This is a genomic window from Streptomyces sp. NBC_00094 (genome assembly GCF_026343125.1).
Lineage (GTDB): Bacteria > Actinomycetota > Actinomycetes > Streptomycetales > Streptomycetaceae > Streptomyces.
On the sequence record NZ_JAPEMB010000001.1, the window covers coordinates 1,666,547 to 1,689,937 of the forward strand.

Consider the following 23,391-nt stretch of genomic DNA (forward strand, 5'->3'; position numbering starts at 1 on the left):
CGGTGCCGTCCGTATGGCGCCACTCAGCGGCGAAACGCCGCTGTCGTTTCTGAGTCGCCTACCAGACGGCCTTCGCGTCGACGTAAAGGGTCTGATCATGGCGCTGGCCGACGGCGAGCGCGCTCTACATTCCTGCGGCAACATGCACCCCGACGGGGAGGTCTACCTCGCCGCTGAGACCTGGTCCCGTCTCGCTCAGTTCCGCCAGGTCCCCGAGGCGCACCTCGAGCGGGCGCTGCCGGCGTGGAGATAGCGCCCGCAGGCGAGGAATGCGCCTGCGGCTCAGTTCCGGTTCGCCTCGACCGTACCCCGCCACAGGCGTGGAGTGCCGGCTGTGCTCTGCGGCGCCTACAAGGACGGCTGCGATGTTACACCGGTATCTGTCTCCGTCGGCCCGGTCTGCCTGCGGCATCAGCAGTGGTTGGCAGACACGCAATGTGTGGGCAGGACGACGCTCCTGAACGTGCAGATGGGTCTGGAAGGGAGGGGCCACCAGAGGCGATGGTGGTGCACCGGCGGCTGGTGCGGCGACACCACTGTTCTCCCAGGCGCGGAAGTGGAGCAGTCCGTGGTCGCCTCCTAAGGGCTGTCCCGTAAACGATCTTCAGAGGGCGACGCGCGGTCCAGCACGCGGCCTTGCTGGGCCCTCTGCTCGTGTCCTGCCCCGCTTCAGGCCCGTGCGGGGAAGTCAGGATGGTCGGCGTAAGGCGAGGCAAGGTCACGTAGGTCGTGGCACGGCCAGGGGTCGCGGGCGTGACGGGCCAGGATGCGCCGCTTGGCTTCGACCTCGCGTAGGACGCGGGCCGGGTCGTGCAGTGCCACATGCAGAGCAATCGTGGGGTGGAATCCGGAGAGGTCAACCTGGCAGAAGTCGACCGTGTGTCCGTGGGCAGACCATTCCCCGCATCCGTCGCCGTCGCAGCGTCGTGCCAAGTCGGCCTCCTCGTCGAGCCGCGCCTTGAGAAACTTCACCAGCTTTTCAGTCATGGGAGCATTCTCGACGTTGTGTCGGCACCATGAAACGATCTTGTGGTGTCTGGTGTGATCACGGCGTCGGAGTCGTCCTGGATAACCCCGTTCACGGGGCTGAGCCCACGTGTCTTCGGCAAGTTGGTGACTGAACTGCGCCGCGAGGGTGCGGATCCGGTGCGCAAGGGCCGCCCGTGGTCCCTTCCGCTGGAAGACCGGGTGCTGCTTGTCGCGGCGTACTGGCGCACGAACCTCACGTTGCGCCAGCTTGCCCCGCTCTTCGGGATCTCGAAGTCCGCGGCCGACCGCATCATCGATGACCTCGGCCCGTCGCTCGCGCTGCAGCCCCGCAAGCGATTCCGCAAGGACACCGTGCTCATCGTGGACGGCACTCTGGTGCCCACCCGCGATCACACCATCGCCGAGCAGTCCAAGAACTACCGGTACTCCACCAACCACCAGGTTGTCATCGACGCTGACACCCGGCTCGTCGTGCTGGTCGGCCGGCCGCTGCCCGGCAACCGCAACGACTGCAAGGCGTGGGAGGAGTCCGGTGCGAAGGCCGCCGTCGGCACGACCACGACGATCGCCGACGGCGGCTATCCAGGCACCGGGCTCGTCATGCCCCACCGCCGCCGCAAAGGCGAAGAGCTGCCCGACTGGAAACAGGCCCACAACAAATCCCACAAACAGGTCCGAGCCCGCGTCGAGCACGTCTTCGCACGCATGAAGACCTGGAAGATCCTCCGCGACTGCCGCCTCAAGGGTGACGGCGTCCACCACGCCATGCTCGGAATCGCCCGACTCCACAACCTCAACCTCGCCGGATAGACGGGCAGTCGGGTTGGTCACCGACCACGTCCACACGGCTCAGAGATCATTTACGGGACAGGACTTAGTGGGATGCACACTGGCCGGCCGAGGAGGCGTGGCCAAGATGCCCTGAAGGGGTACGCCGAGACCTGCGAGTCCTCTGTCGTCCATTCCACGCGTAGCCGCTGGGCTTCGGCCGGGTTGCGGCCGGAGCACGATGAAATGCTGCCGGCCACGGTTCACTCCCCGTCGACCAGCAGCACCCCACCGCATATAGATACGAGTGACCGGGGTTCAAGAACCCTCTTTACACGGGCCCATTCAATGCGGCCAGTAGCCAGCGCCACCAGTCCGGAAATGACTCACTTAAGGAATACTAGTTGCCCGCCAACCTCGAAATCCGTCCAGAGCACAGTGGCTCCTTGCGACTCCCCCAACCAGAACGTTGCCGCACACCCCGAATCGAACCGAAGGAAAACAGCAGTCGCCCCGCCCGATTCCCGCGCCTCCCAAGTTCCGACCCCGCCAGCAGGACCCGAGGTTTCCGTAGCGCACTCAAAGTAGTTTGCACCCAGACTGCGCGCCTCGAACTTATTTTCAGACTGAAGCGTGAGGCTCGATTCCCCACCTTTCCACTCCCTGGAAAGGAAATCTGAATCACGAATAACCCCCTTGGGATACTTGACCCCCGAATCCTCCAGAGTTGCACAGGAAGAAACAACAGGAAGGAGCACGGCGAGCAGTATTCCTCGCACCACAATTCGACCCATCAGCATTCTAGTTTCCACCCACCCTTTCGCGCCAAAAGTGGTCACCCTCACGAAAGTGAGAGCGACCACCCTCACGCTACGTCCAGACCCCGATACTTCAGAAGTATACTGTGGTCCGGAAAGTAATAGTCATGTCATGCGACTTCATGGCGCCACCGAAAGCGATAATTCCGTCATTGTCGACCCATCTCTGAACGAAACGCTCAGAAGGAGTTCCATAGCCGGTCGCTATATGCGCAAAGGACGAAACGGTCATCGAATTCTGAATCGTGATCCTCGCCTGAATTCCACGCGAATTCGCCCGGAGAATCTTGTACTTCGCGGTATAAGATCCCATGACAGCCGTCCCTACGTTGTGATCACCAGTGATCATTGAGGCTATGTCGCGGGCAAACTGCCCCCCCTCATCCCCGCCTGCCGCAATGGAGTTCGGCTTCAAGGATCCTTCGGTTCGACCATTGAAAATGAACGCCTTAGCGATCTCCACCCTTTGGGCAGCCGTGACATCCGATCGCAATATTTGCTGCGCCACCTTACTATCCTCGCCGTACGTCACGTTGCGCTCGAGTCCACCGAGTGCCCATTGCATGCCGACCTTGACGAGTCCATCTTGACCCCCTCCAAGAACGGCGTCCTGCGGATTGCACACCAAATCAATTGGCATCATGGAGCAGTCGCTCTCCTGCAGATACTCCGGACTAGCCACATACGGCGGAATGTAGGGCAACTGTACGGGCTTCGGTCCAATTATCGGGACATTCGTTACCGCTCCACCTCCAGTGCCACAGTAGAGAGTGCCGCACCTGGACGGCGCGGTCGGTGTCGAGGAGCCGTCACTGCCCGAGGTGCTCGCTGTGCCCGAATCGGAGTTCCCGCCCGTGCTGGACGAAGGCTGAGGCGTGTACGTGCTGGTCGCCGGGGTACAGGAGTTTCCATATGCACTACACACTTCTTGCAGCCCCGTCGGGTCCGATGTCGTCGTCGGGTGCTGGTTCGCGTAGCTGTACCCGTTGAGGGACTGGTGCTGGTCAAGTGACAGGATCGGGTCGATGCTGATGAACTGACCGAGGGTTGGGTCGTATTCGCGGGCACCGATGTGAGTGAGATTGGTACCGGCGTCGGTGGGCTTTCCGAGGAAAGTCTTGTCGTCGGGCCAGGTGCCGCTGGTGGCACCTCGGGTGGCGCCGAAGGGGGTGGTGTAGCGCTTGGTCAGGGTTTGGGTGGCGTCGGCGGTGAGGGAGAGGTTGCCGGTGTTGTGGTGGTCAGTGGCGAGGAAGTGGAGTTTCTCGGTGCCGGTTTCGTTGGTGCGCAGGGCGATGGTGGAACCGGCCGCGGTGTAGTAGCGGTTGGCCCATTTCTTGGCGCCCTTGAGGTGGACCTCGGTGGCGCCAAGGTAGAGGACGGTCTCACCGCTGGTGCCGGCGGCACGGCGGATCAGGAGCTGACCGTCGGCGTCGTAGAGGTAGTCCGTGGTGGCGGTGCCTTCGGCGAGCTTGGTGAGCTTGCCTTCAGTGGACCAGGTGAGGGACTGGGTAGTGGTGCTGCCGGCTGCTTCGACCCGGGTGGTGGTGTTGCCCATGGCGTCGTAGGTGTAGCGGGTGGTCTCGTCGGTGCAGTTGCCGTCGGTCGTGGTGGCCTTCAGCGCATGCGTGCGGGGGCTGTTGTAGCAGTAGGTGCGGGTGACCGGAGTGGCGGTGTTCTGCTTCTCCGTGGCCCGCTGGCCCGCAGCGTTGTAGGTGTAGGAGGTCCAATAGGGGGCGGCTCCGCCGAGGTTCGCCACGGTACGGCCCGTGGTGCCGCAGTTGGCAGTCTTCGGGGTCCAGGCTTCCATCAGGCGGCGCTGGCCATCGTAGGTGAAGCACTGGAAGTCGGCGCCGTTGCCTGTGTTGGCATAGTCGAAGGTCGACGTGACATTACCGGCGGGGTCGTAGGTGTAGGTGGTGTCGCGCACCGCGCCGCGGGTCTGGTCATCGACGTCCGCGTCGGTCAGACGGCCGGTGCCCTCCTCGTAGAAGTTGGTGAGGAAGACCTTCTTGGTGCCGATGGCGGTCGATGGGCCCAGCGTGAGCTGCTGCACCTGGCCCAGGTCGGCGTAGGAGGCGCCCAGCAGGTAGCCGGATATACCGGAGAGACCAGTGGGCAGACCGTAGCTGTTGTAGGCGGTGCTGACAATCTCCTTGGCGAGGCCGCCGGCCGCCGGTTCAGTGGTGCTCTTGATGGTTCCGTCGATGCGGTAGTCGACTTCCGCAGTACTTGTGGCGGTGACGGCACCGGAGGTGACCAGCGGGTCGTCGGACGGGAGCGTCAGTGTGGTGGAGGTGGCCCGGCCCATGGAGTCGTAGGCGGTGACCTTCTTCGTGTAGGTCTTGCTGCTGGTCTGGCCCTTGCCGCCGGTGTAGCGGATGGAGGCGTCGGGCAGGCCCCTGAGGAGCGAGTCGTAGGTCCACTCCGCGAGGCGGTTGGCATCGGTCGCGCTGTTCTGCCACAGGCCGGTCTTGCGGCCGATCTCGTCGTAGCCGTAGACGAGTACCCGGTTCGCCGCGTCCTTGGTCGTCTGGATCTGGTCGAGATCGGTGTAGGAGGTGGCTGCCGTTCCCTTGTCGGGATCGGTCGCGGTGTCCTGCCGGCCGTAGAGGTCATAGGTGTACGACCACTTGGCACCGTCCGGGCCGGTGACCTGCTTCTGCCCACCATCGCGGAAGTAGCCGTACTTGACGGAGGTGTAGGAGGTACCGGAGGTCGCACCGTAGGCGGTGTCGTCGGGCTGGGCGCCCGCATACGTGCGGGTCTCGGTGGTGCGGCCCAGGGCGTCGGTGATGGTGCGGGTGGCAGTGCCGCCCTGCTGCGCGGTGGCGGCCACGGAGTCACCCGTGTAGGTGGTGACGACCGGGGCGAACTTCGGCACGCCCTTGACCAGAAGCATCGACTTCACCTGCCGACCAAGGCCGTCGAACTCCAGCCGCGTCTCCTGAGGTGCGCCACCGTTCTCGGCACGGACCCAGGTGCTGTTGGGTGCGGTTGTGGAGTCGAAGACGTCGGCGAAGGTCTCGTATGCCAGGCCACGGTCGTTGTAGCGGGTGTCGGTGAGGATGCGGCCTCCGTTGGGGGCCGGGCTCTGGGTCTGGAGCGGGCGGAGCAGGGAGTCCACCAAGCTGTAGCTGGTGGTGTAGGTCTGGCCGTCCGCCTTGAGGGTCGAGACCGAGGTCCAGGAAGGATCCTTGATCTGGTTGATGCCGTAGGCGAAGGTCGCAGTAGCTGTGTCACCGCCGGACTTGGAGCGGTTGGGTGCCCAAGTCGCGGTGATCCGGCCAAGCGCGTCGTAGGTGTGCTCGGTCCGCTTGAGGTTGGTGTCCAGGGCGTAGGTCACCAAACCACGCGCGGGGTCGTAGTAGGTGTACGAGCTGTGGGCCTGGCCGTTGGCGAGCGTCGGCTTGGTGACGATCACGGCGGTGACCGGGCCCGCGGCGGCAGGGTAGTAGGCCGTGGTGGTGACCTTGCCGGAGGCATCGGTTGTGGTCAAGGGGCGGCCGAGCTTGGCGGTCGATCCGTCGTAGCTTGCCTTGGTCAGCGTCTGCCAGCCGGTGGGCTCGCGATCGGCGGTGTTGCCGGAGACAGCGGCCGGGTAACCCTTCGCACGGCCGGTCCAGGTCGGCAGGCCGAGTGTCGGCGTCTGGTCCGCGGTCCATCCGGTGGCAGTGGTGTTGTCGTAGACCACGGCCGTGTCGGACAGGACGTCACCGCGCTGGTCCGGGGCCTCGGTACTTGTGTACTTGTGCGTGATGCCGGTGGGCATCTTCAGCAGGTCGTCGGTCACCGAGCAGGCCTGGCCCACGGTACGGGTGCGGGAGACCAGGCTAGTGAGGCCCTCGGTGTCGTTACGTGCGTACCAGGTGCGGGTACAGGTCTCGTCTCCGGCCGCCGAGGAGTCACCGAGGTTGTCCGTACGGACGGTCATGCCGTAGCCGTCGTAGGTGTGGCTGGCGACCGTGGTGCGCCACTTCTGGGCTGCTGTCAGGTACGTGTTGGCGTAGGTCCGCGCGGTGCGGACGTAGCCGGCGGTGACGTGTGCATACGACTTCTGCTGGCTGGCGGTCTGCTTGTACCAGAGGTCGTTGACCTTGTTCCCGACAGCGGTGGTGCCGTTGTAGGTGATCTGCTGGCGCAGCTGACCAGCGTACTGCTCACTATCTGTGGCGTCGGCGACGGTCACCTCGTCACCGGTGCTGCCGACGACGTTGTCGATGTCGATGCCAGGGACAGTGACGCTGCGGGTCAGTGGATTACCGTTGGAGTCCTTGGCCTTGAGGCGGTCGCCATGCATGCCCTGCATGTACAGGCTGACGGTCTTGGAGCGCGTGTTGCCGATCGCTCCGGTGTAGGCGGTCACCTTCTGGTAGCCACGCCAGATGGACCAGGTGCGTTCCTTCTCCTTGGTGAAGGGGTCGTCGTTGTAGTGCCAGGCCGGCCCCTCGTAGGTGTAGGCGTGTTCGACGGGCACGTTGCGGCCGCCCGTGTCGGCGGTGCTCACTGCGATCACCCGGTACTTGTTGAACCAGTCAAGCTCGGGGTCGCCGCCGTTAACGGGCCAGTACACCGGGTAGCAGGAGAGATTGTTTTCGTCCTCGGCCGTCGGCATCTTCGAGCCGCGCACACACTCGGGCTCGGAGAGGGCGACGGTGGTGATCGCGCCGGTCTCGGAGGTGACGGTGGAGATGCGCGGACGCGTCAGAGGCACCGCATCGTCCGTGGCCCCGTCGACGCGGTTGGCACGCTGCTGGTAGGTGAAACCGATGGTCGGCAGGCCGATGGCAGTGCCGTTCTTGCCGGTCCGCTTCAGTCCGGTCAGGGTCCACACCTGGTCAGAGCTGTTGCCGATGTCCTGACCGTCGAAGATGTCCTGGGTCAGGGTGTAGGAGTCGACCGGCTTGTAGGCGTCAGGCTCGGCGGCCGTGGACCAGACATGGGTATCGATGGCCGACAGTATCTTCTGGGTGAAGAACGCTGGTCCAGTGGCCTTGCAGTCCGTCTCGCTCGACGTGCAGATCGAGTCGAAGGGGACGTCCGGCCAGTTCTTGGCGGTGTCCACGGTGATCGCGCCGCAGCCGCCCCCGAGGTCCTTGCAGCGGTCCTTGTACGCGAAAGCCACCTTGCCCGAAGCGGTCCCAGTGAACAGCGTGTCGGAGCGCTGCCCGTAGCGAATCTCATTCAGGTATCCGCCGCGGGTGTAGGAGGCGAGGGCGGTCTTGTCGCCGTTCTTCGCGTAGTGGTTCGTGTCGGCCGTGTACCAGTAGGTGGAGGCGTTGCCGTGGACGTCCTCGACCAGATCGAGGTTCCAGCGCCACGCCTGCTTCTTCGCGCGGCCGGAGAAGGTGGTGTCGGCGGAGTAGCCGGGCTCACCGGAGTCGTCGCCGAAGATCGGGACAGTCCACACCGAGTTGGTCCGCTCGGTGCCTGCGCCGTCGAGCTTGTTCAGGCCGAAGGTGTAGGTCGTGCCGTCACCGGTGACCACCTTCCAGTACTCCCCTGCACCGTCAACGCCGGCGTCACCCTCGTCGCCGTTGTCGGCGCCGGTGGCGTGGGTGACCTTGGAAGCATCGTCGTTCTTCAGCCGCCACGCGCCGGTGGTGTCGTCCTTGACCAGTTCACTGGCCTTGCCGTTCAGGACGAGGGAGGCGTTCTCGTACTTCCAGCACTGGTCGTTCTTGTCAGTCTGCCCATCGTCGTCGCACGAGCCGTACTTGCGCTCGATGTACGACGAGGTCAGGTCGAAGCCCTCACCGACCATCGAACCCTGGTTGTTGGTGTTCGCCGTACGCCCGTCAACGCTGCCTGAGTCATAACTGATTCCCAGCGACGGAGCAGGGCCTGCTGCTGCCGGCGGAACCGAGATCGGGTAGGACCACGTGAACGAGCCGGACGAACCGCCGGCCTCCCAGGAGGACGCGCTCGACAGCGGGGTCGCCTTGTAGTCACCCGCGCCCTTGTCCGAACCGCCCGTCGTCGTGGCAGCCAGGGCCAGCACCCGCGGAGCGGCGTCCACTCGCGACAGACTCGCGGTGACCGTCTGCTCCTCGGCGCTGTTCTCCGAAGAGATCGGGGTGGTCTCGCGGCACTCCGCCTTCTGCGGAGTCGTCAGCGCACACGCCGGCAGCGACACCATGCCCAGTCGAGTCGCCCAGGCACCGCCGATCGCGGAACCGAAACCGCCGTAGTCGACCTCCACTTCGGCCGCACCCGACTCCTGCGCCGCCACGGTGAACAGCACACCGGTGACACCGGCTGCCCGAGCCGCCTTCTGGTCGAGCACCTTCACGGTAGAAGTACCGGACGCGGGGCGCTGCACCAGCCGGGCCGCTCCCGTCCCCTCTATGCCTCGCACATCCACCAGGGCGGCGCTCGCGCGACCGGAAGCCGGGTCTAGCTGGCCTGTGAGCGTCTGCGCCTTCGGCCAGGTGCTACGGGCACGCTCCTGATTGGCCCTGATTGCCAGCTGACGGTTGGCCGCCAGTTCCTGCGCGACCTTGGCACGTTCCTTCTTCGCGCCCGGCTCAGTGACGGCATGTACCTTCACCGGCTTGGACGCGGGGACCTCTGGACGCCCCGGAAGTTCCGCGGCCTGCACCATGGGCACGAGGGGCGTGGGTATCGACAACGCCAACGCCAAAGCGCCGATCACGGCGCCTTGGCGTCTACGCAGACGCGTACGTCTGGACACGACGAAACGACTCCTTCTGATCAATCGATCAAGTCGGAAAGATGGAGGAACCTGAGCCGAAGCTCAGGCGGGCAGCCTCAGCGGGGGCGGAGCGCTCGATCGCGCCCCGCCCCGATGCGGAGGCAAAGAGAGAAGGACTTCCGTCAGGTCACGGGCCGACGACGGCTTCCACCTGCTGCGCATCGCTCAGCGCACCTGCCCACAGGCGGATATCACTGATCTTGCCGGGCAGGTAACGGCTCCAGGCGCTGCCGGTCCAGCCCTTCCCGACGGTGAAACCCGACCCAAGGTCCGCGGACTTATAGGCCAGCAGAACGCCTTCTTCGGAAGTGCCGGCGTAGAGACTGGCCGTCTGCCCGGGGGCGTCGAGCACTCCGGTCAGCCGGATCTCGCCCTTAGGGGTGAGAAGCTCCTTGCTCTGCGCCGAGACGCCTGTGCCATCGGATTTCCATTGCCCGAAGTGCCATCGGCCTTCGGGAAACGGCTCGGTGATCGGAACGCCGCCCGCGTCGAGTATCGGCTTACCTAGCGAGTCACGAGCCGGGACATCCTTCGTTCCGGTCTTCTCGAACCAGATGCCCCACGAGGAACCCGTGCCGGTCTGCTGGCCCAAGACCTGCATCCGGGACCCGTTGGCCATGCTCTGTATCTTCTCCGTGTCCACGTCCACCGCAGTGGACACGGTGAAGGAGCCGGTGTCGTCCACCAGAGGGCGAACCGTCGACGCAAAGTCGTCCACGCCGTCCAGGACGATGTTTTCGCCGTCCAGTGAGGCACCGGATCCCATGGTCAGCGTGTTGCCGTAGCCGCTGCTGTCCTGCAGGGACGTACCGGAGCCGCTCGGGTTGTACTGGGCAACCAGCTCGACGTAGCCCTTGCCATCCTTGTCCTTCGCCCTGGCGAGCTCCGCCATGCCCTCCGAGGTCAACGCGTCCTGCCGCACAACGACCTCGTCGATCTCGCCGGGGAAGTAGTCGGTGTAGGAGCCGTTGTACTTGGCTCGTCCGACCTGGAGGCCGCCGCTGGATGCCCACGCGTCGGCGGTGAGGTTATCGGTCCCCTGCAGAACACCGTTGACATAGAAGGCGAGCTTGTTCGTTGTCGCCCCCCTGTTGACCACGACACCGAGATGCGTCCACGCCTTGAACTGCGGCAGGTTCAGCGCGTTCACTCGCTGACCGGAGAAGGCAGATCCAGCGGTGTCCGTGTCGGGCAAGCGGACGCACCAGGTCTGCACGTCGTAGCAGTAGCTCAGGTAGAAGGAGCTGTGCACGCTACCGTCCTGCGCCAGAACCGTAGCGACGCTCGAGCCGGAGTCCAGCCTTCCCCAGGCCGTGACCGTGTAGGACGCCTGGGTCTCGACGACCTGCTTGCTGGTGCCGGCTCCCCCGAGGCTTGACTTGGTCAGCGACAGCGCCTTGTCCTGCGACTTGGAGTCATCCGCCGCGGTCAGTACACCTCGTCGGCCATGGTCGGTACGGATCGCGCCGGAAGCCGTGAGGGTCATGTTGTTCTGCAACGCGGTCGTAGCGGCCGAGCGGTCCACCGCAACACCGGACGCTTCATTGAAGTCCCAGTAACCGATCGGTTTACCCCACTCCCCCACCAGGAACTTCACTGCCTTCTCGCCGGCACGCCCCAGTGAGTCCTTGGCCCGCACGTTCAGGACGAAGGTGCCGGACACCGGAGGAGTGATAGTGGTGGTGTAGGACCCTGCGGTGGCAGCCTTCCAGCCGCTCCACGCCGTGTCCGTGGACAGCTTGAACTCGTAGTGGGTGTTCGAGTCACCTGCGGCAGAGCTGAAAGTGACCGAATCTGCCTGCCCCGGCTGGCCGCGCACCTCACATGGACCACCCGTGACGCACTCGGCGTACACGGAGTTGAACTTCACCACCGGCGGCTTGGGTGCGGTGGGGTCCACCTTGAAGTAGCACCAGGGGGTACCACCACTGACCAGCGGCGCCGTGTAGGAGGTGTTGGGGAACGACTGTGTGTTGACGGTGAAGCGGTAGAGCGTGCCCTCCTTAAGAGCGACGTTCCAATCCTTCGACTGGTTCGGGAAGTCCCTCAGTGTGTTGCTGTAGGCGACGTGGCCTGTGGTCGGCGTCAGGGAACCCGTGGTCGGTTGCGGTGCGTCGGACCACGTACCGTCCGCGTTCCTACCGTCGACGTCGTAGTACACCCGCAGCATGGCAGCGCTCTCACCACCGGACACCACGCGGGGCGTTGCCACAAGGATCGGCGTGGTGTCGGAGATCGTGGTCGGAGCCGACTCCGACTTACTGCAGATCTGCGTAGAGCCCGAGGGAAAGCCGTACTCGGCCGGCGTCGCCGGCTTACTCATGTACGTCGCCACGAGTACCGCGTCGTCATCGAAACGCTTCCACGCCTCGGTGTCCGTCTCGTCCTGTGCCGACAGCCTCAGCGTCAGCACGCTCGTCTTGCCGTCGGCGAACGCTCTGGTGGTCGCCGTCAGGTTCTCGTCGGCCTCCTCCGGGTTGTCGTTGAACTCGATCACCGCGCGTGGCTGGGAGGGAGAACACGCCGTTCCCCTGCCTGCCGAGACGTAGCGGTCGCCCATGTGATCCCGGACTGCCGGGCCCGGCCACTTGGAGGACTGGGAGATGGCGTCGGTGCGCTTCAGGCTCACCCAACGAGCGCTACAGGAGAACGACCAGGTCTCCGTCACTCGGAAGGTGGCGTCCAGGACGTGCTTGCCCATGAGTTTGGTGGGCACGAACTCGAAGTACATGCGGTTCACGTAACCCGAACCGCAGTAGTACGACACCCCACCGATCACCGCGGTACCGCACTTGCCGACACTCATGCCGTTCTCGCCACCGGCGAAGTCGTAGAAGACATCGCCGTCCGAGGACAGCACCGTCTTCTCTGACTCGTTCATCTCCACCGACGGATCGATGTAGAGCGGAAAGTCCTCCGCCTCAGTTGCGGCGATCAGATTGCGGTCAGGCACGACTGTCAGCGAGTCCTCAGCCAACTGCACGTCCATCACCGCGGCCTCGTCGCCGGCCCCCGGGCCGGCCAGCGGGTCGCCCTCCTGCGAAGGCCCCACCAGCACCGGATCCGCTTGCGTGGAGGTGCCTTCGGCGGACACTCCGGCCAGAGTACGGAAGCCCGCGCTCTGCGTGCCCACCCCTGCCTCTGGTGCCACTACTCCGTCGTCGCCGGCGGAGTTCCACATCTGGGCGGTCGGCGATCGGAAGACCACCTGGCCGTTGCCGTCCAGCGCTTCCACACTGCCCACCGCGCCCTCGCGCAGCCGCAGCCCGTCCGCCGTCAGGCCGTACTCGATCGCCCTCAGCTCCGGCAGCACCGCCGCCTCGGGCGTCTCGACCTCCAACACCTGACGGAAGCCCTCGACCGTCGCAGTCAAGATCAAGTTCACGTCCGGCAGGACGTTCTCGTAAATGGCCCGCTCACCATCAAGGCGGGGCTCGGGCAACTCTCCGGGCCAGCCCATCGAGACCGACTGCCCGTCCTGCCCGATCGTCACCAGACCGGCCCCCGATCCGCCGACGGAGAACGACACATCCACCACGGCGGCCTTGGGACCGATCGAACCGTCCTCGCGACGGACCAGCGTCGCGTCCGGCTGAACCCAGCCGGACCCCGCATCCACACGGACCGGGGCGATCGACTTTTCCAGAGTGAACGTCGCCCCGTCCGGATTCGCGAACACGGTCTCCCGCTCCGTCCGCTCCCCCACCACCTCGACTCGCTCACCGGCGCCGACGGCATCCTGCAACGCCTGCTCGGACTCGGTCAGAGCAACCGCAGGGGTTTCCTCCGCCATCGCGGGACTGGTCGTCAGCGCCGGTGCGACACCCGTGAGGAGCATCCAGGCCGCCGCCAGGGCGAGTGCACGCCCTCTTCCATGGGCGCGCATCATGCGCCTCGGTCTCACATTCATTCCCCACCCGTAGCTACACCCGCCGCGGAAACGCGCACGGTCCGATATGTGACACATGCAGGTAAAGTGAAGATCGAGTAACCACTGCGTGATCTTCTTGTGTGGTGACCCTGACCCAGGCGGCACGCCCATCGGTGCGCCTGGGCCGCGAGCAGACACCGCGACGGCCGGGGCAGATCAGGCAAATCCCGTCGCCTGCCGGGGATAGATAGGGCAAGACGTTCCAACCTGACGTGATGGACGCCATAAAAATTCTGGACTTTACGGGGAACCGTTTGTCATGTTCGACCGCAGGCCGCGCTGAGATCAGGCTCACTCTCCACTATTCGAACTAATGTACGGCTATGAAGTGAGGGTGTTACTCGCGACCGAGACGACACAGATGACGCAAGGGGGGCCATGAGAAGCAGGAGGTGTGTATGTCGTCTACGCATCTCCGTGCAGCGAGTGGCTACTCACTGCGTTACGGCGCCAGCCACCCCCATGCGCTTGCAGAGCGGGCGTCGAGCGAGGTCTTGACTCCCTGGCGCTGACCGACCGGGACTCCCTCACGGGTGCGGTGCGGTTCGCCAACGCGTGCGCGCGGGTCGGGGTCCGGCCGCTGTTCGGTGTCGACCTGGCGGTTCCCGGCGCGCCCGCGCCCAAGGCGACGAGGGCAGGACGGCAGCGCACCCCGGCAAAGGGCGGTGCGTTCGCGACGGAGGCGCCGCTGCGTGCGGTACTCCTGGCCCGGAGCGCACGCGGCTGGGCCGAGCTGTGCCATCTGGTGTCGGCGTCGTCGGATCAGGGCGTCACACGACGATCGGCATCGGTCCCAGTCCGCTGGCCACCCATCATGGAGAGCCGGGCATGATCCGCGCCATCCCGGACGACCTCGAGGCGATCACGGCGTTCCTCACCGGCTGCCCGCCGCCGCGCTGCTGGGGGTCGGCCCGGCGACTGCGCGCACCCTGATCTCCTACGGTCTGGCCACTGCCGACCAGATCGCCGCCACCCCGCTGCCCACGCTCCAGCGCATCCTGGGCACAGCGACCGGGCGCCAGCTCCACCGGGTCGCGGCCGGCATCGATCCGACCCGCGTCACCCCCGGCGCTCCGCCACGCACCTTCACCGCCGAGCACCGCTTCCCCCGCGACGAACTCGACCCCGGTCGGCAGCGCGGCGCCCTGACCCATCTCGCCAAGCGCCTCGGCGCCCGGCTCCGCGCCGAGCGGCAGGCCTGCGACTCGCTCGCCCTGACCGTCCAATACGCCGACCGCTCGACGACCACCCGCAGCCGTACCCTGCCCGAACCCACCGCCCACAGCCCGGGGCTCCGCACGGCCGCCCATGCGTTGTACCTGACCCTGGGTCTGCAGCGGGCCCGAGTCCGCTGTCTCACTCTGCGCGTCGGGGATCTGTGCGACGCGGGTTCGGTGTCCCGGCAGTTGACCTTCGGGCTCGATGACGACAAAGCACGTCGCATCGAGGCCGCCGCCGACCGGGCCCGGGCGCGCTTCGGGCCGGGCGCGGTGCGGCCTGCCAGTACCGCGGGGATGCCGTGACGCCATGACCTTCCGGCCCGCGCTCAGGACGGCTCAGACTCCCGGATCCGTCATGGGAAACCGACGGCCGGGCCCACGCCGCCGGGGCATGGCCACCACCGCCGCGTCCAGGGCGTCCTCCTGATCGCGGCGCACGTTCTCCACCTCGACCGACAATTCCACGACCGTCCGGCGCAGGAACGCAGTCAACTGCCGCTCCGCCGCGAGCTGTCGCTTCGCCTCCTTCAGCTCCTCGACCACGGTCGCGTACCGCTCGGCGAGCTCCTGGGCGGCGGTGGGCACCCTGTCTTGCGCCTTGGCCCGGAGCCGGAACTCGTCGACCAGCCCTGGTGATGCGGGTAGACCACATCGCGGCGCAGCCCCGACTCGACGATCAACTCGGTCTCGGTCAGCCTGCCCGAGACCGAACGCAGGGGCGTACCCGCGAGCAGCCGGGCGGCGCGGTCGGGGCGGCCCGCGGCGAGGGCCCGGCCGACGTCGGACGCGGGGCCGAGCAGGACGGTCACGTCGTCGTCGCGCAGAGCGGACCGGGGCAGCAGGGGGCCGGCCCCCTCCCCGGCGTGGGCGGCGGTGACCATCGCGCGGAGGGAGACCCAGCCCGCCCGGGAGCGGGCGAGGAAGAGGGCGCGGGGCGCGGACTCGTCGACGAAGGCCCCGCCCCGGACGGGCACACGCCGGGCGGCTCCGCGGTCGGCCGGGGCGGGCCCGGGGGCGTCGGGGAGCTCGTAGGCGAGGTCCACGCCGAACAGGGGGCGGATGCCCTCCTTCGCGCACGCCTTGGCGAAGCGGATCGCGCCGGAGAGGGTGTCGCGGTCGGTCAGGGCGCGCGCCGTCCATGCCCCGCTCGGCGGCGCGCCCGGCCAGTCGCGCGGGGTGCGAGGCCCCGTAGCGCAGGGAGTAGCCCGACGCGGTGTGCAGGTGCGTGAATCCCGGCATGGCGACCTCCCGCACTCCCGCATTGAATTCGTACGTACGTTCCCACCCCCACGCTCCCGCCCTAGCTCATTTCGAATGTACGTTCGACAACCGGAGCCGACATGCCCCCGTCGACCTCCGGCGAGCCACCGACCTACCCATCGACCGACCGCCGACCGACCCCCGACCGTCCGCCACCCCCCGCCCCCGACCGGCCTCCAGTCAGCCATTCGGACCCCTCCCACCGGTGGAAACGCCCTTCACCCCGGAACCTGGGGGGCATGAGTCTCGTCGATGAACTGAAAAGCGCCGTCACCCCCCGAGCCGCCCTGCTCGTCGTCGGCGTCTTCGCCCTCCAGCTCCTGTTCATCACCTCGTACGTCGGGGCCCTGCACCACCCGAAACCGACGGACGTCCCCTTCGGCGTCGTCGCGCCGCAGCAGGTCTCCGCCCAGCTCGTCGGGCAGCTGGAGAAGCTCCCCGGCGCGCCGCTCGATGCCCGGGCCGTCGCCGACGAGGCCGAGGCGCGGAAGCAGATCATGAACCGGGACATCGACGGGGCCCTCCTCGTCGACCCGGCCGGCCGCACCGACACCCTGCTCGTCGCCTCCGGCGGCGGCACCGTGCTCTCCTCCGCCCTGGAGACGATCCTCACCACGGTGGAGGCGACTCAGCAGCGCACCGTGAAGACGATCGACGTGGCCCCCGCGTCGGCGGAGGACTTCGACGGACTCTCCGCCTTCTACCTCGTCGTCGGCTGGTGCGTCGGCGGCTACATCTGCGCCGCGATCCTGGCGATCAGCGCGGGCTCCCGGCCCGCGAACCGCGAGCGCGCGATCATCCGCCTCGGTGTACTGGCGATCTACGCGGCCCTCGGCGGCCTCGGCGGCGCGATCATCGTCGGACCGATCCTGGGCGCCCTGCCCGGCAGCATCGCGGCCCTGTGGGGCCTGGGCACCCTGGTCGTCTTCGCCGTCGGCGCCGCCACCCTCGCCCTGCAGTCGGTCTTCGGGATCGTCGGCATCGGCCTGGCGATCCTCCTCATCGTGGTCGCGGGCAACCCGAGCGCGGGCGGCGCCTTCCCGCTGCCGATGCTGCCCCCGTTCTGGAAGGCGATCGGACCCGCCCTGCCGCCGGGCGCGGGGACCTGGGCGGCGCGCTCGATCGCGTACTTCAAGGGCAACGACATGACCGCCTCGATGCTGGTCCTCTCCGCCTGGGCGGTCGTCGGCACCGTCGTCACCCTGGTGATGTCCTCGCTGCCGCGCAAGCCCGAGTCGGAGCCGATCGCCACGGAACTCGGCACCCCGAGCGACACCCGGACGACCCACTGAGAAATGCCCTGGCCCACCCGCACACAAGGCAGTTATGTTCGCCGGGCATCACCGACCGTCCCCGAACCGACAAGGCTCTCTGTGACATTCGTCCGCCCTGCCCGCCCCGACGAACTTCCCGCCCTGCTCGAACACCCCGACGACCCGGAGCGCAACGCCTCCACCCGCGCGTACCTCACCCAGCTCCTCGACAACGGGTGCACCCGTCCCGAGTGGTGCCTCGTCGCCGAGGACGGCGCCGGGCGGCTCACCGGCAGCGTGGTGCTGTGGACCATTCCGGGGCACGAAGTCCCGCTCGCCCTCGTGCTCTTCGAGGCGCCGGCGGACTCGCCGGAGACCGGGGCCGCACTGCTGGACGCGGCAGCGGTCACGGCCGGGAGGCTGGGCGCGACGGAGCTGGAGCACGTCGTCGACTCCCCCGCCCAGGCCCCGCAGTTCCAGCGGAACCCGGAGCACCGGGGTGAGCTGCTGCGCCTGTCCGGATACGCGGTGGTCCGCGACGGCCGCCGGTTCAGCCTCCGGCCCTCCGTCGAGACGGTGGAAGCCGGCGGGGCCGGCGGACTGCCCGCCGACGACCCGCGCCTGACCTTCCGCTCGCTCGCCGAACTCGGCCCCGAGCCCTTCGTCGCGACCCTCGCCGAGCTGCTCGTGGACACCGCCGACGCCCGGCTCGCGGCCGATGTGAAGCTGCACGGCGCCCGACGCGCGGCCGAGCTGCTCTTCGAGGAGACGGCCGAGCTGAAGCACGAGCCCGAGTGGTGGGAGCTCGGATACGACGCGGACGGCACCGTCGCCGTGATCAGCCTGCCCGCCGAGAACCCCAGTGTCCCGGTGATCGGTTTCGTCGGCGTCACCCCCGCCCACCGCGGCAAGGGGTACGCCGCCTCGGTCGTGATCCGGGGCACCCGGGTCCTGGTCGCCGCCGGGGCCACGGAGATCCGCGGGGACTGCGACGCCGCGAACGTGGCGATGGCCAAGGCCTTCGAGCGGGCCGGGTACGCGAACTTCGCCGACCGGCTGGAGTTCGCCCGCGCCCTCTGACGGCCGGAGTCCACCCGCGCCCACTGACGGCTCGGAGGCCGCCCACGCCCTCCGAGCCGTACGTACCGCAGGCCTGTGGCACGTACGGGAGGCCGCCCCGCGCTTCCTCGCGCGGGGCGGCCTCCCGTATCCGTACGGCGGTCACGCGCCGTAGTAGGCCCGGGTCATCAGTTCCTTCATGTCGTCGATCATCGGCATCCGCGGGTTGGCCGGCGCGCACTGGTCGGCGTACGCGTTCATGGCCTGCTGCGGCAGGGCCGCGAGGAAGGCCTCCTCGTCGACGCCCTCCTCCCGGAAGGAGGCGGGGATGCCGCACCGGGTGCGCAGCTCCTCGACCGCGCGGGCGTACGACTCCACGCCCTCCTCCGGCGTCTCGGCCGGCAGGCCGAGCATCCGCGCGATCTCCTGGAAGCGCTCGGGGGCCCGGTAGACCTCGGCCTTCGGCCACGGCACGGCCTTGTGGGTGACGGTGCCGTTGTGGCGGATCACGTGCGGGAGCAGCAGCGCGTTGGTGCGGCCGTGGGCGACGTGGAAGGTGTTGCCGAGGGTGTGGGCCATGGCGTGGACGAGGCCGAGGAAGGCGTTGGCGAAGGCCATGCCGGCGATGGTGGACGCGTTGTGCATCTTCTCGCGGGCCTCGGGCGCCTTGGCGCCCTCCTTCACGCAGGTCTCCAGGTTCCGGAAGATCAGCTTGATGGCCTGGAGGCACTGGCCGTCGGTGAAGTCGTTGGCGTAGGCGGAGACGTACGCCTCGGTGGCGTGGGTCAGGGCGTCGAAGCCGGAGTCGGCGGTGACCGTGGCCGGGAGGTGCAGCGGAAGGACCGGGTCGACGATGGCGACGTCCGGCGTGAGCGCGTAGTCGGCGAGCGGGTACTTCTGCGCGGCCTCCGGGTCGGAGATCACCGCGAAGGGGGTGACCTCGCTGCCGGTGCCCGAGGTGGTCGGGATCGCGACGAGTTTGGCCTTCTCGCCGAGCCGCGGGAAGCGGTAGGCGCGCTTGCGGATGTCGAAGAACTTCTCCTTCGTGTCCGCGAACTCGACCTCGGGCCGCTCGTACATCAGCCACATGATCTTCGCCGCGTCCATCGGGGAGCCGCCGCCGAGGGCGATGACGGTGTCCGGGCGGAAGTCCCGCATGGCGGCGGCGCCGGCCTGGACGGTGGCGAGCTCCGGGTTGGGCTCGACGGAGTCGATGACCTGGATCGTGACCGGTTCCTCGCGGCCGTTGAGGATGTCGGTGACCTTCCGGACGAAGCCGATCTCGCCCATGGTCCGGTCGGTGACGATCGTGACCCTCTTCAGGCCCTCCATCTCGCCGAGGTAGCGGATGGCGTTGCGCTCGAAGTAGATCTTCGGCGGCACCTTGTACCACTGCATGTTGGTGGTGCGCCGTCCGATTCGCTTGACGTTGATCAGGTTGACCGCGGTGACGTTGTCGGACACGGAGTTGTGTCCGTACGAGCCGCAGCCGAGCGTGAGCGAGGGAAGGAAGGAGTTGTAGACGTCGCCGATGCCGCCGAAGGTGGAGGGGGCGTTGACGATGACCCGGATCGCCTTGACGCGCTTGCCGAACTCCTCGGCGAGCGCCTCGTCCTCGGTGTGGATCGCGGCGCTGTGGCCGAGGCCGTGGAATGGCCTTGACCATGGCGTTTCCGCCGGTGGCGAGGATGGTGGAGACGCCTTCGTGGTTCATGAGGAGGCGGGTGGCCTCCATGGAGGGCTCGTCGACCCACTGCACGCAGGCGGCGGGCGCACCGGCGGCGACGGCGGCGTCGCGGACGATCCGGGCGGCCAGGGGCGGAGGGGCTTGTCGGCTGCCCGCCGGGGACCGTGTACGAGGGTGGTTTAACTCGATCGTGTGATGGTCTGCTTGCGGGCTTGCGGTGGCTTGGGCCGTTCGGGCTACGGTGACCGTGCGACCTGGGACGCCGGGTACGGCGCCAGCGTGCGGGGCCCCCGCTCCACCGGAGTGATGGTTCGGGGCCTCCCCGTCGCCCCTGGCCGTACCCACTTGGCCAGGTCGTGAGGAACCCGGCCTCCCGGGATCGGACCACGGACAGGATCCGTGTCGCCGCCCCGGGGTCGAGTACGCCGGGGACCAGTGCACCCAAGACCGTTCGGGGTGTGCGGCTGAGTGGGCTCACCCCCACTTAGCCCTCAGGAACGGTGGAAGGCGAAGACGATCGCCTGGGCCGCCACAAAAACAGGCCCACCCCCTTCGACCCCTTTCCTGATGCCTCAATTCGACACCCGAGGGATCGGGGAAGGGGCCGGAGCAGGGCCCGTAATCGGCCGAAGGTCCTGGAAAACGGTCTCTCCGGCCGCTCTTCGACGGCCGGAGAGACGGGTCAGGACGTGCGTTCCGTCCCGACCGGGATCAGTACACGCTCACGCCGTACGCGCTCAGCGCCTCCGTCACCGGCTGGAAGAAGGTCGTCCCGCCCGAGGAGCAGTTGCCGCTGCCGCCCGAGGTGAGGCCGATGGCGCGGCTGCCCGAGTAGAGCGGGCCGCCGGAGTCGCCCGGCTCGGCGCAGACGTTCGTGCGGATCATGCCGTAGACGATGTCCCCGCCGCCGTAGTTCACGGTGGCGTTGAGGCCGGTCACCGAGCCGCTGTGGGTGCCGGTGGTGGAGCCCCGGCGGGTGACCGACATGCCGACCGTCGCGTTGGCGGCGCTGGTGATGTCCACGCTGCCGACGCTGCCGGACTTGGTGACCGTGGTGTTGGTGTAGCGGACGATGCCGTAGTCGTTGGTCGGGAAGCTCGACCCGGCCGTGGAGCCGAGGACGGTCGACCGCGAGGAGTTGGAGTACCAGGTGCCCGCGCCGTCGGTGCAGTGACCGGCGGTGAGGAAGTAGTAGGCGCCCGCGCTGTCCCGGACGTTGAAGCCCAGGGAGCAGCGCCAGCCGCCGTCGGCGTAGATCGCGTCCCCGCCGGAGATCAGTTTGGTGAACTTACCGGGCGTCCGCTCGATGCGGAGCGCGCCCGCGTCGGCCCCGGCCTGCCGCTTGATCTTCGCGATCGCGGCGGGGGTGACGGTGGAGTCGGCGGTGACGACGACCGCGCCGGTGGCGGTGTCGACGTGCCAGGCGGTGCCCGCGACGTCGGCGGCGAGCACGGCACCGCTCGCGGCCGCGAGCCGGTCGGCGCCGAAGGTCTGCGCGGAGTCGGCGCTCGCGGTGGGGACGGCGAGGGCCGCCGCGGCGGCGAGACCGACGGTGACGGCGAGCATCCGGATCGTTCTCGTGGGGGTGGTGCGCATGATCCTCACTTCTCGTTCCTCCCGAGGGGAATCGGGGGCCCGCCGTGGGGTGACGGGCCCGTGAGGCGCGGCCCGAGGCCGGCGCTGTGGGGGAGTCTCGGGCCGTACGACTTCGCGCCGCAAGGGCGCCTTTCGGTCGTACGGCCCTCAACAGGCTCTGTCTGTACGGTGGTTCGGTTGACTCAGTAGAGGCTGACCTTGTACTTGGCGAGGGCCTCCGGCACCGGCTGGTAGAAGGTCGTGCCGCCGGTGGAGCAGTTGCCGCTGCCGCCGGAGGTGATGCCGAGCGCCTTGGTGCCGTCGTAGAGCGCGCCGCCGGAGTCACCGGGCTCGGCGCAGACGTTGGTCTGGATCATGCCGCGGACGGTGCCGCCGCCGGAGTAGTGGACGGTGGCGTCGAGGCCTGTCACCGTGCCACTGCGGGTGCCGGTGGTGGAGCCGGAGCGCTTGACCGACTCGCCGACGTAGGCGTTGGCGGCGGTGAAGCCGCCGGTGTGGCTGAGCGAGGTGTTGTCGTAGCGGACGAGCGCGTAGTCGTTGCCGGGGAAGCTGGAGCCCACGGTGGCGCCGATCAGGGTGGACTGCGCCGAGTTGGCGTACCAGGTGTTCGCGACGTTGCCGCAGTGGCCGGCGGTGAGGAAGTAGTACGTGCTGCCGCTGCGCACGTTGAAGCCGAGCGAACAGCGGTAGCCGCTGCCGTAGATGGCGTCGCCCGCGCCGAGCAGGGGCGTGAAGACGCCGGGGGCGCGCTGGACGCGGAGGGCTCCGGCGTCGGCGCCGGCCGCCGCGCGGATCTTCGCGAGCCCCGCTTCGGTGACGGTGGAGTCGGCGGTGACGACGACTCTGCCCGCGGCTCTGTCCACGTACCAGGCGGTGCCGCCGACCCCGGCGGCGTCGACGGCGGCGTCGGCGCGGGCGAGCTGCGCCGCTCCCGCCGGGCCGGGGGTGGGGGCGGCCTGGGCGCCGGGGAGTCCGAGGGCCGTCACGGCCGCGAGTCCCGCGGCGATCGCGAGCAGTCGGGTGCTTGTGATCCTCACTGTGCTCCTCACCATTCTCCTTCTGGAAAAACCGGAAAAAGCGGAGGGGCCCGTGGGTGGCGGGCCCGTGAGGCGCCATCAGGTGACGTGTCCCTGACATGCACCGCCAGTGATAGTGGCCCTCTCTGAGCGGACGCACAAGACCGCCGAACGGACGGGCGCCCCCGGCCGTGGTGGCCGGGGGCGCCCGTCATCCGTACGTCCTGTCGAGAAGCCCTGGTCAGGAAGGGTTCAGCCGCCGCTCCCCCGCCGGGACGGCGGTGTCGAGCGTGTTCCCCGGCGGCGGGAACGGGCAGATGAAGTGGTCGGCGAAGGCGCACGGCGGCAGCAGCGCGCGGTTGAAGTCCACCGTCACCGAGCCGTCCGGCGCCGGGGCCGCGGGGCGCAGGAAACGGAAGCGGTAGCTGTCCCGGCCGCTGGTCGCGTCCGCGAAGACCGCCCACAGCGAGCCGTCGTCCTCGACGGCCACCTGAAGGGTGTGCTCGCCGCCGTGCAGCTCGAAGGCCAGCTCCCCGGCGAGCCCGAGGCCGCGCTCCCGGCCGTCGGCGTTCTCGACCCGTACGCTGCGCGTCTCCTCGTACGGACGGAAGACGCCGGGCACCGCCCAGCGCTCGTCGTACGGGGTGGCCTCGATGCCCGCGAAGGCGCGGCGTGCCTCCGACTCGGGGTCGAAGTCCCGTACGGCCCAGAGCCCTTCGCGCCGCAGGACCACGAGCCGCCGGCCGGCCGACTCGACCCGGGACTCGTGGATGGGGGCGTGGTCGGCGGTGAGCCGTACGGTGCCGACGAAGGGCTTCCCGTCGACGGTGATCGCGTCCTCGGCGTCCGCCGTCAGGACCACCTCGTCGCCGTCCTCCCGCCACTCGCCGGGAACGGCCGGAATTCGACCCTCCGGGTGATCCGAAAGCCAGTGGGTGCCCGTGAGGGAGAGCGGGCCGTACGAGGAGGCGACCGTGGCCTCACGCTGCTCGCGCCAGTGCTGCCAGTCCTGCTGGGGATCCGTACTCATGGTGTTCCACCTTTCCATACGGGCTCGGGAAGCCCGGGGTACGACCGCGAC

At 68.0% G+C, this 23,391-nt stretch carries 11 protein-coding genes and 3 pseudogenes; 5 read left to right on the forward strand and 9 right to left on the reverse strand.

Annotated features, from left to right (window positions below):
- Window positions 1-669: 669 nt before the first annotated feature.
- Complete coding sequence (locus OG580_RS07155) at window positions 670-987, reverse strand: DUF6221 family protein (protein ID WP_267042791.1); 318 nt, start codon at window positions 985-987, stop codon at window positions 670-672.
- Window positions 988-1,032: 45 nt separating this feature from the next.
- On the opposite strand from OG580_RS07155, the gene OG580_RS07160 reads away from it, so the two are divergent.
- Window positions 1,033-1,800 (forward strand): transposase, encoded by a 768-nt coding sequence (locus tag OG580_RS07160; protein ID WP_267042792.1) that lies wholly within the window; start codon window positions 1,033-1,035, stop codon window positions 1,798-1,800.
- An 849-nt stretch (window positions 1,801-2,649) separates the two neighbouring features.
- Here the strand turns inward: OG580_RS07160 and OG580_RS07165 are convergent.
- Together OG580_RS07165 and OG580_RS07170 are read right to left on the reverse strand one after the other, a co-directional pair.
- Complete coding sequence (locus tag OG580_RS07165; RefSeq protein ID WP_267042793.1) at window positions 2,650-9,177, reverse strand: RHS repeat-associated core domain-containing protein; 6,528 nt, start codon at window positions 9,175-9,177, stop codon at window positions 2,650-2,652.
- A gap of 238 nt (window positions 9,178-9,415) precedes the next feature.
- On the reverse strand, window positions 9,416-13,177 hold the full coding sequence (locus tag OG580_RS07170) for a LamG-like jellyroll fold domain-containing protein (protein ID WP_267042794.1): 3,762 nt from the start codon (window positions 13,175-13,177) through the stop codon (window positions 9,416-9,418).
- A gap of 440 nt (window positions 13,178-13,617) precedes the next feature.
- Here OG580_RS07170 and OG580_RS07175 point away from each other — a divergent pair.
- Window positions 13,618-13,976 (forward strand): annotated as a pseudogene (locus OG580_RS07175) (PHP domain-containing protein); the annotation flags it as partial.
- Window positions 13,912-14,742, forward strand: a complete 831-nt coding sequence (locus OG580_RS07180; RefSeq protein ID WP_323182554.1) for a hypothetical protein — start codon at window positions 13,912-13,914, stop codon at window positions 14,740-14,742. The pseudogene OG580_RS07175 and the gene OG580_RS07180, both read left to right, overlap by 65 nt.
- 33 nt (window positions 14,743-14,775) lie before the next feature.
- Here OG580_RS07180 and OG580_RS07185 read toward each other — a convergent pair whose 3' ends face one another.
- Together OG580_RS07185 and OG580_RS07190 are read right to left on the reverse strand one after the other, a co-directional pair.
- Entirely contained in the window at window positions 14,776-15,024 is a 249-nt protein-coding gene (locus OG580_RS07185) for a hypothetical protein (RefSeq protein WP_267042795.1), read from the reverse strand.
- A 140-nt stretch (window positions 15,025-15,164) separates the two neighbouring features.
- Window positions 15,165-15,678: pseudogene (locus OG580_RS07190) on the reverse strand (PHP domain-containing protein); the annotation flags it as partial.
- 260 nt (window positions 15,679-15,938) lie between these two features.
- Between OG580_RS07190 and OG580_RS07195 the strand changes: the two are divergent.
- Both OG580_RS07195 and OG580_RS07200 read left to right on the forward strand, forming a co-directional pair.
- Window positions 15,939-16,991, forward strand: coding sequence for a DUF3533 domain-containing protein (locus tag OG580_RS07195; RefSeq protein ID WP_267042796.1), 1,053 nt, complete (start codon window positions 15,939-15,941; stop codon window positions 16,989-16,991).
- An 81-nt stretch (window positions 16,992-17,072) separates the two neighbouring features.
- Entirely contained in the window at window positions 17,073-18,032 is a 960-nt protein-coding gene (locus tag OG580_RS07200) for a GNAT family N-acetyltransferase (RefSeq protein ID WP_267042797.1), read from the forward strand.
- Between the two features lie 141 nt (window positions 18,033-18,173).
- Here OG580_RS07200 and OG580_RS07205 read toward each other — a convergent pair.
- The 4 genes and pseudogenes from OG580_RS07205 to OG580_RS07220 all read right to left on the reverse strand — a co-directional run.
- A pseudogene (locus OG580_RS07205) lies at window positions 18,174-19,824 on the reverse strand (iron-containing alcohol dehydrogenase); the annotation flags it as partial.
- Between the two features lie 585 nt (window positions 19,825-20,409).
- On the reverse strand, window positions 20,410-21,294 hold the full coding sequence (locus OG580_RS07210; RefSeq protein WP_267042798.1) for a S1 family peptidase: 885 nt from the start codon (window positions 21,292-21,294) through the stop codon (window positions 20,410-20,412).
- A 182-nt stretch (window positions 21,295-21,476) separates the two neighbouring features.
- Entirely contained in the window at window positions 21,477-22,346 is an 870-nt protein-coding gene (locus OG580_RS07215) for a S1 family peptidase (protein ID WP_267042799.1), read from the reverse strand.
- A gap of 205 nt (window positions 22,347-22,551) precedes the next feature.
- Complete coding sequence (locus OG580_RS07220) at window positions 22,552-23,340, reverse strand: DUF1684 domain-containing protein (protein ID WP_267042800.1); 789 nt, start codon at window positions 23,338-23,340, stop codon at window positions 22,552-22,554.
- Between the last annotated feature and the right edge of the window lie 51 nt (window positions 23,341-23,391).